Raw genomic sequence first — 15,370 nt, forward strand, 5'->3', positions numbered from 1 at the left:
ATCGGAAGCAAATGCACGCGTCCAGGTGGCGATGCCGGCCAGTTTCATCGATTTGGCCACTTCCACACGGCGCTTTAACGATTCCGCGTCCTCCAGCCAAATGCGTTGCAATCCTTCTTTGTCTTTATATTCCACGTAATTCTGTTCCGTTTCTTCAGAGAAGCGCGGCTTTAATTTCTTCTCTGCGATGATTTGCTGAGACTTGTCCATTCCAATTGCTTTGGACTTGATCTCCGTTTTGCCGTCCTTCACCGTCTCCGTCCACACCCGGGTATACAACGGGATACCCAAGATCAGCTTACTCGGCGGCACATCATCCTCTTCCAAAATCCGCGTCACCGACGAGCGCACCCAAGGCAATGAGGCGACGGAACCGGCCACCGGACTGGCCGCCCAATGCTCATCGTAAGCCATCAATACGAGGTAATCGACCGCTTGGGCCAAGGCCCGGCGATCCAAAAAGGCCGACCACATCTCACTGTTTGATTTGGGGGTCACGTCGATCGAAACGATCAAGCCCTGCTCCTCGGCCAATGGGCGCAGCTCGCGCATGAATTGGGTGAGATTCTCCCCGTCTTTGGTGTAGACATTTTCGTAATCGATGTTAATGCCGTCTAAATCGTACAACTTCGCGTAATGAAGCATTTGCAGGATGGTCGTCAGCCGGTTCTCGAAGCTGGACAACGCCTTGGAGGTTAAATCCGGATCAAAGCTGTTGTTGAACAAGCCCCAAACCTGCATTCCCTGACCATGAGCCCATTTGACATAGGCACTGTCCGCTTTGCTCTGCACGTTGCCTTTCCCGTCCACCAGGGAAAACCAGGTGGGGCTTACAACGTTAACACCCGGCAGCTTGCCGATGGATGAAGGCTTTGGCGCCACCTGGTATACTGCCTCCCAGGTCATATTCACCGTTTTGGACTGCCATTTCTGCTTGGCGGCGGATAACTCCAACTTGAGTTCAGGGATGGAACGTTCCTCACCTAGCACCACGTCCTTTTTCTGAACATAGCCGGTATACCCGTTATTAAGCTGTACATAATACCATTGATCATCGGGAGTCTCCAGGATCCGCAGCGCAGTCTCCTCCGGCATATCGGCCAGAATCGGCTGATGAATGCTAGGGCCCGTTCGCAGGGGAACGGTGCTGTCCTTTTTACTGGAACCGGAGTCTACCGCAGCCGGCAGAATCTTCTCTCCCGCCCGATACAGCAGCACAGCGCCGGAGTCCGTATCTTCCTGCACCTCAGCTCCGTACAATTCCTGGAGCAGATGTGCCGGGAGATAGAGAACGCCGTCTTTCTCCTCAGGGGCAAATCGCAGCTCCGTCGGCTTATTATTGATTTTGGCGATCTTCTCGTCGGCCTTGAGCAAAACCAATTTCTGCGGCGTCGTTAAGATCACCGACTTGGTGTCTTCCTCATACCGAATCGTCGGGTCGATGATCTGTTGGATCACCGGAAGCGGGAGCTTCAAGCTATCCCCCGATCCGATCCCGGTGCCATTTAGCAATTGCCCATCTGCAAAAATAGGCTTATCCACCCGGCCGAGCCATTCGGGATCAACGTGCTCGCGGTTTGGCAGCCATTCCGATTGAGCCCAATAAAGTCCTGCTATAATAAGAATCAGGCCGAAAAACCATTTGGTTCTTCTCCTGCCGCGCTTTTTCCTTTGAACCATGTCTCTTCTGCTCTTCAATGAAAACCCTCCGTATCGATATCTCCGCCTATTAAATAATAAACTTATGAGGTGCGCCGAAAGTTACCTAAAAAAACAAAAACGTGAAGAATCCGCGAAGGTATTCCACACGTTTGATCTACTTCTCACAGGATAATACTGCCTTAGTGCTTCATACGGCACTCCTTACATACCCCATGCAGTTCCAGCCGATGGCCGTGAATCTCAAAACCGGTGGCTTCTTCCGCTTGGCGCTCGACTTCTTCCAAAGTGGGGTACATGAAATCCTCAATTTTTCCGCATTTCTCGCATATCACATGATAATGATTGGACACGTCCGCATCAAAACGGCTCGAATTGTCCCCATATGTTAACTCCCGGACCATGCCGGCTTCAATCAACATTTTCAGATTATTGTATACCGTAGCTACGCTCATGTTCGGGAAGCGGGGCTCCAAGGACCGGTAAATCTCGTCCGCGGTCGGATGGCTCATCGATTCCATCAGATACGTAAGTATGGCGTGACGCTGCGGCGTAATGCGGACTCCATTGTTCTTCAGTTGGTCCAGGGCATGCTGTACGCGCGTTGTCATCTCGTCCACCGCCTTCTAAATGCTCATTCCTTATAGTTCATTATGCAAAAAAGCCCGTAAGATTATTGTACGGTTAGGTCAAAACTTTTGTCAACGCAGGATCAACGCCTGCAACTAGACGTATCGCTGGGATTCAGCTTTTATTCACATATAGATCACTGTTGCCATCGATCTTGAGCTTGAACTCGCCGGTTCCAAGCGTACCATGAATTTCCTTGTGATCCACCACAAAGGGCAGCTCGGTAAAAATATCTCCGTATCCGCTCGAACCCGTAAGCTCGTAGTTCCCTTCCTCCGGAAGCTCGACCCGCAGCTCGCCAACCGCGCTGTATACGTCCCAATCGCCGCCAACCAGCCGGGAGGTAATCTCGATTTTGCCGTTAAGCGATTCGGCCTTCAGGTCTAGCGGAACGCCGTCTACCCGGATATTGCCGTTCTTCGTATGCACTTGAATTCCATCCTGTGCCTCGGTTAACGTAATATCGCCTACCAGAGTGGACAAGGAAGCCTTGCCCGTAATCCCCCGGCCTTTGATATTCCCGCCTTGCGTATCAATCTGGGCATCGCCAAAGATCCGATACAGCTCGACGTCCCCGTTTAACGTTTTGGCCGAAACATCTCCTATCACATCCCATAACCGTAAGTTCCCATTCCCCGTTTGCAGCTTCACCTGCTTCATAGCCTGAACACCGGTTAATGTGATTTTCCCGTTCGAGGTGGAAATGTCCAAATCTAAAAACCGGTTTTGCGGGACAATCAGGGTCACGTTCACCTTCGGGTGACGGCGGCCAGTCTCCCCGTATGCCTTATCCTTAACGGATAAATTCAGTGTCTTCCCTATATCGGCCTCGATGGACGTGACTGCCGCAATTCTACGGGCTGGTTCATTCTCCAGTTGATCGATCCAAACCGTATAGCGGACAATAATATGGTCGATCTCCGCCTTACGCACCTCGATATCCCCATTCATTCCATCAAAAACGATCCGTTCGGTATCCAGGTCGATGGGGAGATCCAATTGGGGTTTCTCCACGCGGTAGCCTTCCTGTGCGCTATACTCTGTCCCCGCGGCCGTCAAATCCAGACTGACCCGGTTCCATAAATGCAGGTATTGGTCCTGCTGTGTTATCGCGAACACCGAGAAGGCCATAAACATGGACAGGAGCAACCCCTTCACGTCGACACGCGGCCGGAATCTGGCTTGCATGGCTCTCATTCGTTTCCAGACCAATATTATAATATGCTCGATTCCCCACAAAACGAACACCAACGGCCACCATCGGATCAACAGCCGCAACGCGTCCCCATCCTTCATCGCATCATGCAGCAAAAATCCCGCTGTCGTCAGCAGAACCACAGCTGTAGTAAAACGTCCCGAGCGCAGGAAGAGACGTTTCGATTCGCGCAGGATCAGCAGCAACGCAGCCATCGCCAGCGCCGCAGAGACCAGATAAGCTCCGGCGTATTGCACCAGCAGCTGAAGCCAATACGGCTTCAGCTGAAGCACAATCAAAACGGCGCCGCCCCCGATCAGCAGCACTCCCGCTCCGAGGCCCTGCTTGAAGCTTCGGCCGGACGGGGTATCCGCGAAAGGGGGGTGGCTCGTTTCGAGTTCTTTTTTCAGACGGGCATTGTGGGCATCCGTGGATTGAAGGACATCATAAATGCTAAAGAAATAAGCCGCGGGAATTAACAAGCCAAGCCATATGAGCAGCGGCACATTAATCGCCATGCGGACAGAAGAGAAATAAATCAATGCCGAAGCATCGATCAAGACAAAATACATGAAGCAAAGGCCGCGTAAATAACTGCGCAAATACAAATGCCCCAACCCTGGAAACAGGGCGGACAGCAGACCGGCAATCAGCTTGCGCTTGCGTCGCCGGGGCTGGTATCCTTTCGAGCGCCCTTGCATCGGCGGCTGTCCGATCGGCAGCATATCCGGCGTCATTTCCCCCACCTCTTTCTATCTCTGTTGGGCTTCATCCAACGCGAATCTCTCTTTTCCTTAATCATAACCGATACGAACTTATTCTGTAACGTGGAAGGAACTGGTCCCTCCATAACCTGCGGTATCCGTGCTTGATTAATCAAAAAGCACGCCCTCAAACCTTAGCCATCCGGTTTGAAAGCGTGCTTGAATCTCTTTACTGATTCAGTCGGTATATCATCAATTTCACGCCAGATGCAGATTGGACGGACCGCACCGGACGAAAGCCAAACTTGCGGTACAGCGCAACGGCAGGGGCGTTCTGCGGACTGGCCGTTACGGTAAACTCCTGCTTGTCCAGATGGTTGGTCAGGACATACTGCAACAGCTTGGCTCCAATTCCTTGACGCAAATGGTTTGGGTGAACCATCAATCGGGTGATCTCCATACTTCCGGGCATTTCATCGCGGACCGCGATTGCCCCTAGCAGCTCCCCGTCCTCCGACAGCTCACCGATAAACACATCGCTGCTCGTGCGGATGGAGTCAAACGTATCCGGCAGCGGCGGCATCTCCGTCAGACCAATAGCCTGAGCCTCCAGCCGGTAAGCCGAATGCTGCAAGCTCCAGAGCTGTTCCACAATATCGGTGTCACTTAGCGTGAGTCGCTTGATCACCAGCTGCCCCTAGCCCTTCAGTACTTCCACCAGAAGCTTGTTGACCAGCCCCGGGTTTGCTTTCCCTTTACTTTGCTTCATGACTTGGCCGACAAGGAAGCCAATGGCCTTCTCCTTGCCTGCTTTGTAGTCCTCCACGGAGGCCGGGTTGTTCGCAACGACCTCTTGAACGATCGCCATGATCGCCCCTTCGTCGCTGATTTGCACAAGCCCTTGCTCCTCAACGATCTGCTGCGGCAGCTTGCCGCTTTGCAGCATTTCCTTAAATACCGTTTTGGCGATCTTGGAGCTGATGGTGCCTTTCTCCAGCAGGCCGATCATCTCGCCGAGACCTTGTCCGGTCAGCTTCACGTCGGACAATTCCAGCGAGTTGCTGTTCAGGTAGCCGAGCAGATCGCCCATGATCCAGTTCGACACCGCTTTGGCGTCCTTCGTATACTCAAGGCTGCTTTCGAATAAGTCGGCCAGCGCTTTGGAGGACGTAATGACGCCGGCATCGTACTCCGGCAAGCCGTATTCCGAAGTGTAACGAGCCTTCCGGGCATCCGGCAATTCCGGAATCGACGCGCGGATCCGGTCCTTCCACTCCTGATCAATGTGAAGAGTAACCAGGTCAGGATCCGGGAAATAGCGATAGTCGTGGGCTTCTTCCTTGCCGCGCATCGAGAACGTTTTGCCTTGGGCCTCGTCCCAGCGGCGTGTCTCCTGCACAACCTCTCCGCCTTCGTCCAGAATCTCAGCCTGGCGAAGCTGTTCATACTCCAAACCGCGAACCACGCCGCGGAACGAGTTCATGTTCTTGAGCTCGGCGCGTGTGCCAAACTCCTTCTGACCCCACGGCCGCAAGCTGATGTTGGCGTCGCAGCGCATCGAGCCTTCCTCCATTTTCACGTCGGAAACCTCGCAGTACAGCATGATCGCCCGCAGCTTCTCCAGATACGCCCGCGCTTCCTCCGGCGAGGAAATGTCCGGCTCGGACACGATTTCCACGAGCGGCGTGCCCACGCGGTTGAAGTCCACCAGCGAAGCGTACCCGCCGTCCACGTGCGTCAGCTTGCCGGCGTCCTCCTCCAGATGCAGACGGGTAATGCCAATCCGTTTCGTCTTCCCGTCCACTTCGATATCGATGTATCCGTTCTTGCCAATTGGTTGATCGTATTGGGAAATCTGATACGCTTTAGGCGAATCAGGGTAGAAATAGTTTTTCCGGTCAAACTTGCAGACATCGCCGATTTCGCAATTCAGCGCCATCGCGGCTTTCATCGCGTAGTCGACGGCCTGGCGGTTCAGCACCGGCAATACGCCGGGATGCCCCAGGCACACCGGGCAGGTATGCGTATTAGGCGGGGCGCCGAACTCCGTGGAGCAGCCGCAGAAAATTTTCGATTTCGTATGCAGCTCCACGTGCACCTCCAACCCAATCACCGTTTCATATTTGGATGTTGACATGGCCTATCCTCCTGCAAAACTTTGTTATGGAACCTACAAGGCGGGACGTTGTTGGTGATGATCCGTATTCGCTTCAAAGGCGTGAGCCACGCGCAATACCGTGCTTTCGTCAAACGGCTTGCCGATGATTTGCAGCCCAACCGGCAGGCCTTCGGCAAATCCGCACGGCACGCTGATCGCTGGAACCCCGGCCAAGCTCACCGGAATCGTCAAAATATCGTTTAAATACATCGTGAGCGGATCGTCAACCTGCGAGCCCAGCGGGAACGCAGTAGTTGGAGCCGTTGGTCCAAGGATCACGTCATATTTGTCAAAGGTCTGATCGAAATCTTGTTTGATCAGCGTTCTGACCTTTTGAGCCTTCAAATAGTAGGCGTCATAATACCCCGAGCTCAGCGCATAAGTCCCCAGCATAATCCGGCGCTTCACTTCCGGTCCGAAGCCTTGGCTGCGCGAATCGTAGTACAAGTCCAGCAGGTTACCGGCATTGTCGGCACGGACGCCGTAACGAACGCCGTCGAAACGCGACAGGTTAGACGAGGCCTCCGAGGACGCCAGCAAATAGTAGGCGGCCACCGCGTATTCCGTATGCGGCAGCGATACTTCTTCCCATACAGCGCCAAGGCCTTCAAGCACGCGCAACGCATCCATAATCGCAGTCTTAACCTGCGGGTCAACGCCATCCAAATATTCCTTTGGCACGGCGATGCGCAGCCCGGTAATGTCACCGGTGAGGGCGCTCAAATAATCCGGTACCTCCACATCCGCCGAGGTGGAATCCTTCGGATCGTGACCGGCGATCGCCTGCAGAACGTAGGCGGCGTCTTCGACGTTTTTGGTAATCGGTCCGATCTGGTCGAGCGAAGAGGCAAACGCCACGAGGCCGTAGCGCGATACCCGGCCGTAGGTCGGCTTCAGTCCAACGACACCGCAATACGATGCGGGTTGGCGAATGGAACCGCCGGTATCGGAACCCAGCGTAAAGAAAGCCTCACCTGCAGCGACCGCTGCAGCCGAACCCCCACTGGAACCGCCCGGTACACGGCTTAAATCCCACGGGTTGCGCACGGGATGGAAGCTGGAATTCTCGTTGGAGCCGCCCATCGCGAACTCGTCCATATTCAGCTTGCCGATCGTGACCGCTTCCGCTTCCTTCAGCTTCGTGACCACGGTAGCGTCGTAAATCGGATCGTAATTTTTCAAAAATTGGCTGCCGCACGTCGTCAGCAACCCCTCGGTCACCATGTTATCCTTGATGCCCACAGGGAGTCCAAACAGCAAACCGCAGGCTTCCCCCTGTGCCAACTTGGCATCCAGACGGGCTGCCTCCGCACGGGCTCCCTCCTCGTTCAACGTCAAGTAGGCGCCGATCTTCCCGTCGTATTCGCGGATTCTGGCGAAGGCTTCGCTAACCAATTCGGCAACAGACAACTCCTTGTTGTGAAGCCGATTATGTATCTCCTGTAAACGCAAATCAAAAAGCGCCAATCTAAGCTTCCTCCTTTTATTTACTCAAGTTCGTTCTAGTCGATTGGTTCATTTAGGCGGATAACCTATTCCAGTACGGCCGGAACCTTAAACTGACCGTCTTCCTCCTCCGGTGCGTTGCGGAATACCTTCTCCGGCGGCAGGCTTTCCTTCACTTCGTCCTCCCGCATGACGTTGCTGAGATGCAGCACATGCGTGGTCGGCGCGATATCGTCTGTATTCAGTTCGTTTAACTTCTCCGCGTATTGTAAAATCGCATTTAATTGTTCCGTAAACATGTCCCGCTCTTCGTCGGTCAAGTGCAAACGGGCCAGTCTCGCCACGTGTTCAACGTCCTTCGTCTGGATACTCATGCTTAGATGCCTCCCTTTAGTCATGCGTTCCCGCACTATTCGTACATTCTACCATGCTTGTACAATTGAATAAAATTATATTGTAGATTCCGGTTCAATTCAATCCGTTAAAGCGGAAAGGAGCTATAAGGAGGCGGATCCCTCCACGGCTAGAGTGAAAGGCTGGGCGGGGCCCAGCCCCTCCTCATCAAACCGTACGTGAGGTTTTCCCTCATACGGCTTTCCGATGTTCGTCATCATGAGCATGCAGATTACAAGAGCGTTTTAAGTCCATATTGAATAGACAAAGACTTCACTTCGCGCAGCGAACTCAACCATCGTCTGCGTTTGTGTTTCTTAGCATACCACTTCGCAAACCGCTGCCGGATATACCAATCCAACTTCGCCATCTTCCTCTGGCTGTAAGCTGTGTAGTAGTAATTGCGCCAGCCTTGAATCTTTGGATTCAGGTACTCCACGTGCTCTTCGAAACTCAGGCGTCGCATACCTGGCGGAGCTAATCGCTCTTTTACCCCTTCCCGTATTCGCTCTTCCGCCTTCCGGCACAACCACTGCTGGGTTGTGTAGTACACTTGGCCTTTGGATGTTTCGGCCTTCGTCTTTCGATGATGCATGCCCAGAAAATCGAAGCCTTCTTCCCCAGTCCAAAGTCCAACGATGCGCGTTTTCGTGGGGTGCAGGGTTAATTCCAGGCGTTCCATAATCGCTCGTATGAGTTCATAGGCCCGCTGTGCGTCCTTCTTCGTCTTGCAGATGATCACCAGATCATCTGCATAACGCGTCAGTTCCCCAAGCTTACCGCCATGTCGTTCCCACAGAAGATCAAAGTAATTCAGGTAGATGTTCGCCAGCAGTGGTGAGATCACTCCCCCTTGCGGTGTACCCAAGTCTGAGCGTCGGATGTTTCCTTCTTCCATCACTCCCGCACCTAACCACTTCCTCACCAACTTCAAGATTCGCCTGTCACTGATCCGCATTTCGATCAGCTTCATCAGTTTCTCCTGATTGATGTTGTCGAAGTAGCCTTGGATGTCGACGTCGACCACCCAATTTCCTTTGCGGTTGCATGCTTTCCGGATTCGCTCCAACGCCTGTTTCGCGCTCCGCTTAGGCCGAAAACCGAAAGACGTGTCCTGAAAATCCGCCTCGAAAATGGGTTCCATGACGAGTTTGGTCGCCATCTGGATGACGCGGTCTCTCACCGTCGGGATCCCCAGCGGTCGCAGTTTGCCATCTTTCTTCGGGATGTAGTGGCGTCTAACGGGTTGTGGATGGTACTTCCCTTCTTTCAGTAGCCGTTGACATTCAAGCACAAAACGCATTTCTCCCTGTTTCTCGATGTCTGCCAACGTCTCTCCATCCACTCCTGCCGAGCCCTCGTTGGCTCGTACCCTTCGCCACGCTTCCCATAAGATGTCTACCCGATAGACCTTGTCGTACAGCGCGTGAAATCTTCGCTTCTTGTTCTCCTTGGCCGCATGACCGAGTTTCCCTTGGAGTTCTTGAACGTTTTCCTCTGGTGTTGTTAGCCGTTTGGCATTCACTGACTCGTACCTCCTCAAGAAACTTGAACAAAGCAGGGCTCCTTCCCTCCCGCAGGTTGTGTTGTCCTGCGTTCCACGGTACTATGAGCCCCTCGGACTCCCTTCCTGCAGACCGTTCACTTCACCTCTGGGGCTTATAGAAGGCCTCTTTACGGTTTCTGCAACCGTGCAGGGGAGGGCCTCCCCAGTTCACTGCATCCTCTTTCATACCATGCCGTTCCCTCTACGCCGGAGGATTCTTCACTGCCGCTCCAAGTTCTAGGCAGCTTCCATGGCCTTCGTCCATGTACGCGGGACTCGGCTTCCTCTTTTCCCTCTTGCGAGGCCTTTTTGACGACGCGGCAGGATTCACTTTCATGTTACGGCCTGGTATGTTGCTCGCCCTGCCTCTGACAGGTACTTTCGTCGATACGCTTCTACGTACAGATTTCGCCATACGTAGGTATCCTAGCTACGCGGGGGCTTGGCCCTTCCCGCGACCGGACTTTCACCGGCTAGAAGATGCGTGCTTAGCTGGGCACGCCAAAAAGAAAAAGAGCCGGCCTGTAGCCGACTCCCTTCTTATATCCATGCCCGCAGGTTCACTTGTTTAATGAACTCTGCTTGGGACATTACTTCCTTTGTTGGTTCCTGCTGCCCGTCTGCATCGCTGTCTTCGCCGTTCATGATTTGCCGAAACAGCTTCTCATTATGCGTAGCCAGCGCGTAATCGATCAAAGCTTCCTGTGTCGCGCGTTCCGCTGCTTGCTCGATCAGCCGACTTTCGGATTCTATATCGCTCTTAGGAACGAAATAATTCCGCCCCGTCTTCGGAGACCGGATGACGTAGTCAAAAGCATTGTCCGGATTGCGGTCGTAAGCAATAACGTAGCCATATTCCCCAACAGGAAGATTCTGCTCAAAAGCATCACCGACGATAACAATTTTCTCTCCCAAATGAAGCATCGTCTACCTCCCTGATTTATTTGGATGCTAATCATCAACTTGTATTGCTTTATATAATCCTACTAAAAGAGACGGAGATTGGTCAAGTTCTACCCCGGAATCCCGGATATGAATAGCTTATGCAGATTCGCTTCATGAAGTACATCTCGTTCCCGCCGACATTGGTTCAAGCCCAAAAAAGCATAAAAAAGAACGCAAACCGGGATCATTTCCGCAGCTTGCGTGCTTCGCAAAAGTTACAATGTTTTAATAAGTATATCCTATCAAAGGGTTGCACTTTTGTCCACTATTTTTGTACTATTTCGTCGATTTTTTTTGCACAAACGCCATGATTAGGGTTTCATCGACTCTCTAAGAGACGTACGGATTGTTCTGCCGTTCGTAGCCGATGGTCGTTTGGGGACCATGCCCGGGATAAACTCTAACCTCATCCTTCAGCTGGAACAGCTTCCCGCGAATCGAGTTAAACAGGTCCGCTTCACGGCCTCCCGGTAAATCCGTGCGCCCTACGCCAAGACGGAACAGCACATCCCCTGAAAAAAGATCATCCCCGCACAGGAAGCTCACGCTGCCTGGGGAATGCCCCGGCGTATGAAATACGGTGAACTCATGCCCGATCAGGTGAAGCTTCTGCCCTTCAGCCAGATCGAATTCCGCCGGATCTGTGGAGATGGGCGGTCCGACCTCCGGCCACATCAGGGAACCGTTCAGCTTTGGCGTCGTCAGCCAATCGCTTTCCAGCGGGTGCACATAGACCGGACAATTCTTAGCCTTCCGAATCTGGTCCAAACCGCCGATATGGTCAAAATGAGCATGAGTGAGCAAAATCGCCTCAATCTCCAACCCTTCGATTCTGCGCAACAGCGGCCCCGGGTTCGAGCCAGGATCGATAATGATCGCCCGGTTCTCGTCTTCTCCCCGTAACAAATACGCGTTCGTTTGCAGGGGGCCTAAAGTAAAACTTTCGATTTTCAGCATGGTGTATCTCTCGGAATAAGCGTTGCCGCCAAGCTCGCGGGCCGCTTCGCTTACTCCGCCTCCTCTCTTTATGTTCATCGGCGTCCGTTTGGTTTAATGGCTTCTTACAGCTCCTATCGGCTTAGGCACCGCCTTTTCTCCGGTTGCTGAACGATTTGACAACCAAGTACACGATTAACAGCGCCAAAGCAGCCAGCAAAATCGGCATGATGTATGGACCTGCTTTCTCGTCTACATGCTGCCACTGTTCACCCAGCAGCATTCCCAAATAAACGAACAGCACCGACCACGGTATTACCGCCAACGTCGTCAGCAGCAGGAACTTGCCCACCGGCATTTTCGCGATCCCTGCAGGAACGGAAATGGCATGCCGGGCCACCGGGATAAACCGCGCCGTAAAGATGACCCCGGGACCGTATTTCTGAAACCAGGCTTCGGAGGCGTCGATATGCTTCTTCTGAATCAGAATATACTTCCCATACTTCTCCAAAATCGGCCTGCCGCCGTATCGCCCAATCCAGTAAATAAACAACTGGGCAATGACACCGCCTACTGTACCAAAGAAGACGGCGCCGATGAAATTAATATGTCCGAGATACACGAGATAACCGCCGTAGGCCAGCACGATTTCGCTGGGGATAATCTCGATCATGAGTCCCAGCATAATCCCCATATACCCCAATTGTTGCACCCAATCCAATAATACGCCCACTAAATTCGATATCCAATCCACAGCTTCGTCCTCTTTCCCGTTAGCTTCTGTCCTGAAGACAGCAAAAATCTGCCTCTAATCTCAGTCTATTCTATCATAGCCATGGACATGCGTTCTACTTCAGCTAGCAGCACCGGTGACTTCGGGAAATCCGCCCGCATATGCTGGAGCAAAAGGAGGCGACTTCAGCCATGGCAAACTTCCCGGCGAAACATCAAACTTCCCTCCCGAATCCCCGCACAATCCGCCGCAGCTGCAGCAAAGAGCTGTACCGGACGATTAAGCGGCTTGGCGTTTATCTTCCGGAGGACCGAGTCAAGGAAGGCGAAGCATTATATTACAAAAAGGTGATTGGCAATCTGCTGTGGATCGGCGAAAACATCAACAACCGCAAGCTGCTGGCGGATTGGTGGGATGAAGCCGTCAGCGCCGAGCTGGCTGAGCTGTGGGAGGTTGATCGCGAAGCGTTGTCCTCTGCTTTTCGCGCGGCGTTTGGGGGATAGAGGTGGCATCGCCTGTATAAAGGTGAGCCTGCTGCTGCAGCTCCCGCCCCAGCGTTATGGCTTCTTCCGTCAACCGAAAGTCCCGGTCGTTACGCAACGCCGGGTTGGCGGCGACGCTCCCTGCCAAACGCAGGAAGCGCGCGTATAAGTCGGCCCCGGCCGACGCCACCGCTTCGGCCTGTTGCAGTTGGCCGCTCGCCCGCAAGCGCTGCGCCAGCTCCCATAGCTCTCGCAGTGCTGCCGTCTGCTTGACCCGGTCGTACCGGTCCAGCTCGATGCCCTGCCGCAGCGCCTGGGCAGCGGCGGGATGTTCGGCTTGGGCCAGCGCCCGACCCAATGCCAGCCACAGCTCGGCGCGCTCCGGCTCGTAGCGGAGGCCCGCCTGCAGCAGCGAGGCGGCCTCCTGCGGCGCGGAGCGTTCCGCGAGCGCCAACCGTACCGTCGTACGGTACGGGGCAAGGGCCAGCGAGCGCCGGAGCTGCTCCGCCGCTTCCCGGTGAGCAGCGGGCGGCTGGGCTAAGGCTTGGCGGTGCAGCCGCTGGCTCTCCGCTTCGCGGAGCCCGGACACGCTAAGCAAGAGCAGTGCAGCGGCGATGAGGCCGCTGCACACCATGCGCAGCGGGCGTGGTGAGAGCAAGCGGCGGGCGCGGCGGTACGCGCCGAGGACAAGCCCGGGGCGGAGCAACGCTGGAAGACGAAGGCGGCGGGCTGGGCCCGCTTCAGCGATTCCAATGGCCGCCGCCCACAGCAGCAACAGCCAGACGAGACCGTAGCTAAAGTCAAAGTCGATGGCGCTATGCAGCAGCAGCGCCAGGTAAGGCGGCAACAGCGCGCTGCGCGCCCGCAGCAGGGGGATGGCCATCACCCCAAGCCACAGCAAAGCGCAGGCGAGGCCAAGCAAGCCCAGATCCAGCGCCAAGTCCAGGTATCCGCTGTGCACCTCGCTGCCGACGTACGGCAGGCTTTGCACGCGGCGGAACGCGTGGCGCCAGACATCTCCGCCTTGGCCGAGCCATGGCGACCGCCGGAGCAACTCGGCGGCGTCGGCGTACATCGCCGCGCGGGCGGACGCCGTTTCCGGACGGAGTCCCCGTCCGAGGAAGCCGGCGGACGCCATCAGCGCGGCCAGCGGCGCCGCGAGCAGCAGCGCCAACGCCGCTGCGCCGCAGGCGCAGGCGCGGCGCGGGGGGCGCAGCGCGGCGCGTGGGGGCGCGGGGCGCCGGCAGCGCCCAGGCGCGGCAATGCGCCGGCGACGCGCCCGGACGCGAGCAGCGCCGCGGCCAGCCCCGCGGCGAGCGCGAGCGCGCCGGGCCCCCGCGCCGGCGCAAGCTGCGCGGACGCGAGCCCGCGCGCCAGCACGGCGGCCGCGCCCGCGAAGACGGCGCTGTGCCAGGCGTAGCGCCGGCGCCGGGTCCCGCGCAGCAGCGCGAGGCCCGCGGCCCAGCCGGCCAGCGCGGCGGCAAGCGCGCCGCGCGACTCGCTCAGCAGCAGGCCGAGGGCAAACAGCAGGGCGAGTGCCCCCGCCCGCTGCCCGCGCCAGCTGCTTGCGCGCGTGAAAGCGGCCCGCTCCATCCTCGCGAGCCGCATCAGCCGCTCCAGGAGGAACGCCGCCATCACCGCGCCGAAGGCGTTGGGGTACTGGAGCAGCCCGCCCAGCCGGGCACCGGACGCCGAAACGGCCGGATCCGCGGTGCGCAGGATCGCGCCTGGCAGCGGCAGCAGGCCGTATACCACGGCCAGCGCCGTCACGGCAAGTAGCCCGCCGAGCAGCATCCATCCGGCCTCCAGCGAGCGGCGGGCTCTCAGGGGCTTAGCCGTGGCTAACACTGCCAGCGCCGCAGCAAATACGCCCAAGAACGCCCACAGCCGCAGGGCCTCCACCGTCGATTGAACCGACAACGGCCCCGCGGCCAGCCGCCAACCGTATCCCGCTGCTATGACAAAGGGACCTGCGGCCAGCAGCAAGGCACACCGAACGCTTGGCTCTGCCCATAACCCCGCCCGAGGCGCAGCGCCTCCAAGCTCATACGGTCCAAGCTCATGTGACCCAAAACCTGTCTTCACGCTCCGCCCGAAACCAGACAAGATGGCCCATCCTCCTGCAGCCACCGCACCAGCAATGAGCCAGACGGACACCAGCAGCAGCGCACCCGGCCGCCCCGTCCAATACAGACCTTGATTCAAACAAACCCATACGCCGCTCAGCCAAACCGCCGCAGTAACTCCCCAAACATGCCAATGCCGCACACCCTCCACCTCCTCATCCTTATCCTTGTTCGTTCAGCCTAACTTCTACCTCTCGTTGCATTCTCCACGTTCTACCTCTTTTTAAGTAATCTTCTACTTCTTCGCCTCTTCGCTTCTTTATTTCTTCACTTCTCCACTTCCTCAATTACTCAATTTCTCATTTCCTCAATATCTAACTCTCTCAATTTCTAACTTTCTCAATTTCTAACTTTCTCTACTTCTTCTACCTCTCCAATCTCCCAACCTCTCCCGCCTCTCCCCCCCCTTCTGCCGTC

14 protein-coding genes (1 of these 14 running past the window's edge) are annotated in these 15,370 nt (G+C 55.7%); 1 reads left to right on the forward strand and 13 read right to left on the reverse strand.

Translation table 11 applies throughout. The annotated features are described in order from the left end of the window. The 11 genes from ACL02P_RS13535 to ACL02P_RS13585 all read right to left on the reverse strand — a co-directional run. Positions 1–1,680: the 5' portion of a glycosyl hydrolase family 18 protein gene (locus ACL02P_RS13535; protein WP_412837476.1), read on the reverse strand. 36 nt of this gene lie to the left of the window's left edge; only the first 1,680 of its 1,716 coding nucleotides appear in the window; it begins with the start codon at positions 1,678–1,680; its stop codon lies off the left edge, out of view. A 161-nt stretch (positions 1,681–1,841) separates the two neighbouring features. Further along, a complete protein-coding gene (locus tag ACL02P_RS13540; RefSeq protein WP_009227107.1) occupies positions 1,842–2,270 on the reverse strand; it encodes a Fur family transcriptional regulator in 429 nt (142 codons plus the stop codon). Between the two features lie 133 nt (positions 2,271–2,403). Beyond that, positions 2,404–4,221, reverse strand: coding sequence for a DUF4097 family beta strand repeat-containing protein (locus ACL02P_RS13545; protein ID WP_412837477.1), 1,818 nt, complete (start codon positions 4,219–4,221; stop codon positions 2,404–2,406). Between the two features lie 196 nt (positions 4,222–4,417). Beyond that, complete coding sequence (locus ACL02P_RS13550) at positions 4,418–4,876, reverse strand: GNAT family N-acetyltransferase (protein WP_412837478.1); 459 nt, start codon at positions 4,874–4,876, stop codon at positions 4,418–4,420. A 9-nt stretch (positions 4,877–4,885) separates the two neighbouring features. Then, positions 4,886–6,325, reverse strand: coding sequence for an Asp-tRNA(Asn)/Glu-tRNA(Gln) amidotransferase subunit GatB (gatB, locus tag ACL02P_RS13555; RefSeq protein ID WP_009227104.1), 1,440 nt, complete (start codon positions 6,323–6,325; stop codon positions 4,886–4,888). 33 nt (positions 6,326–6,358) lie between these two features. Then, positions 6,359–7,813 (reverse strand): Asp-tRNA(Asn)/Glu-tRNA(Gln) amidotransferase subunit GatA, encoded by a 1,455-nt coding sequence (gatA, locus tag ACL02P_RS13560; protein ID WP_009227103.1) that lies wholly within the window; start codon positions 7,811–7,813, stop codon positions 6,359–6,361. A 65-nt stretch (positions 7,814–7,878) separates the two neighbouring features. Continuing rightward, positions 7,879–8,166: an Asp-tRNA(Asn)/Glu-tRNA(Gln) amidotransferase subunit GatC gene (gatC, locus tag ACL02P_RS13565; protein ID WP_009227102.1), complete on the reverse strand. Its 288-nt coding sequence runs from the start codon at positions 8,164–8,166 to the stop codon at positions 7,879–7,881. Between the two features lie 251 nt (positions 8,167–8,417). Then, positions 8,418–9,710 carry a group II intron reverse transcriptase/maturase gene (gene ltrA, locus ACL02P_RS13570; protein ID WP_009226730.1) on the reverse strand — a complete coding sequence of 431 codons (1,293 nt, stop codon included), beginning with the start codon at positions 9,708–9,710 and terminating at the stop codon, positions 8,418–8,420. A 561-nt stretch (positions 9,711–10,271) separates the two neighbouring features. Beyond that, positions 10,272–10,655, reverse strand: a complete 384-nt coding sequence (locus ACL02P_RS13575; protein ID WP_009227101.1) for a hypothetical protein — start codon at positions 10,653–10,655, stop codon at positions 10,272–10,274. Between the two features lie 351 nt (positions 10,656–11,006). Next, a complete protein-coding gene (locus ACL02P_RS13580) occupies positions 11,007–11,633 on the reverse strand; it encodes an MBL fold metallo-hydrolase (RefSeq protein ID WP_260071940.1) in 627 nt (208 codons plus the stop codon). A 121-nt stretch (positions 11,634–11,754) separates the two neighbouring features. Further along, the gene (locus ACL02P_RS13585) at positions 11,755–12,366 is read right to left on the reverse strand and encodes a DedA family protein (protein WP_412837479.1); all 612 of its coding nucleotides are present in this window, start codon (positions 12,364–12,366) and stop codon (positions 11,755–11,757) included. Between the two features lie 170 nt (positions 12,367–12,536). On the opposite strand from ACL02P_RS13585, the gene ACL02P_RS13590 reads away from it, so the two are divergent. Further along, positions 12,537–12,848, forward strand: a complete 312-nt coding sequence (locus ACL02P_RS13590) for a dehydrogenase (protein WP_412837480.1) — start codon at positions 12,537–12,539, stop codon at positions 12,846–12,848. Here the strand turns inward: ACL02P_RS13590 and ACL02P_RS13595 are convergent. After that, positions 12,769–14,001, reverse strand: coding sequence for an O-antigen ligase family protein (locus ACL02P_RS13595; protein ID WP_412837481.1), 1,233 nt, complete (start codon positions 13,999–14,001; stop codon positions 12,769–12,771). The genes ACL02P_RS13590 and ACL02P_RS13595 overlap by 80 nt on opposite strands. After that, complete coding sequence (locus ACL02P_RS13600; protein WP_412837482.1) at positions 13,965–14,621, reverse strand: hypothetical protein; 657 nt, start codon at positions 14,619–14,621, stop codon at positions 13,965–13,967. The genes ACL02P_RS13595 and ACL02P_RS13600 overlap by 37 nt, the downstream gene beginning before the upstream one ends. Positions 14,622–15,370: the final 749 nt, after the last annotated feature.

It is taken from the genome of Paenibacillus sp. MB22_1 (assembly GCF_047200555.1).
In the GTDB taxonomy this organism is placed as follows: Bacteria; Bacillota; Bacilli; order Paenibacillales; family Paenibacillaceae; genus Fontibacillus; species Fontibacillus phoenicis.